This is a genomic window from Gordonibacter pamelaeae 7-10-1-b, assembly GCF_000210055.1.
GTDB classification, from domain to species: domain Bacteria; phylum Actinomycetota; class Coriobacteriia; order Coriobacteriales; family Eggerthellaceae; genus Gordonibacter; species Gordonibacter pamelaeae.
In genome coordinates, this window is record NC_021021.1 from 3,360,741 (window position 1) to 3,361,708 (window position 968).

A 968-nucleotide genomic window follows, 5' to 3' on the forward strand; every position below is an offset into this window, starting at 1 on the left:
TGCTCGACGCGCCGCCGCGCTGCGCCACCGACGACGGCAGCTTCGGCCGCGAGGGCTTCTGCACCTCGCTCGTGGACGAGGCGCTGGCTGAGGCCGCCGAGGCGGGCGAACCCTACGGCTACCTGGCCGTGTGCGGGCCGGAGCCCCTCATGAAGATCGTGGCCGGCATGGCCGCCGAGGCGGGCGTGCCCTGCGAGGTCTCCCTGGAGAAGCGCATGGCGTGCGGTGTCGGGGCCTGCCTGTCGTGCGTGGTCGACACGGTGGACGGAAAGAAGCGGGCCTGCGTCGACGGCCCGGTGTTCGATGCGCGGAAGGTGGTGTGGTAGATGGCCGGGATCGAGAACGCGCTGCCACTCGCGACGGCTCCGACAAGCGTCAAGATGGCCGTGAACCTGGGCGGCCTCAAGATGAAGAACCCGGTCACCGTGGCGTCGGGCACGTTCGCCGCCGGCCGCGAGTACGGCGACTTCGTGGACGTGGCCTGCCTGGGCGCCGTCACCACGAAGGGCGTGTCCCTGAACGGCTGGGAGGGCAACGCGAGCCCCCGCATCGCCGAGACGCCCTCGGGCATGCTCAACTCCATCGGGCTGCAGAACCCCGGCGTCGCGCACCTGAAAGAGCACGACCTGCCGTGGCTGGCCGAGCGCGGCGCGACGACCATCGTGAACGTGTCGGGCCACAGCTTCGACGAGTACGTGCAGGTGATCGAAGCGCTCGAGGACGCGCCGGTGGACGCCTACGAGGTGAACATCTCGTGTCCGAACGTGGACGCGGGCGGCATGACCATCGGCACGTGCACCGATAGCGTGGAGGCCGTGGTGTCCCGCTGCCGCGCGGCCACGAAGCGCCCGCTCATCGTGAAGCTCACCCCCAACGTCACCGACGTCGCCGAGATCGCGCGCGCCGCCGTGGCCGCCGGCGCCGACGCGCTCTCGCTCATCAACACGCTGCTCGGCATGGCCATCGAC

The 968-nt window shown here is 70.8% G+C and carries 2 protein-coding genes; both read left to right on the forward strand.

Annotated elements, in window-relative coordinates; genetic code table 11:
- A partial coding sequence (locus GPA_RS15430; RefSeq protein WP_462486148.1) for an iron-sulfur cluster-binding protein occupies positions 1 to 326 on the forward strand: 326 nt, incomplete at its 5' end.
- Positions 327 to 968, forward strand: a 642-nt coding sequence (locus tag GPA_RS15435; RefSeq protein ID WP_462486149.1) for a beta/alpha barrel domain-containing protein, incomplete at its 3' end; no start/stop codon positions are given. It lies immediately after the preceding gene.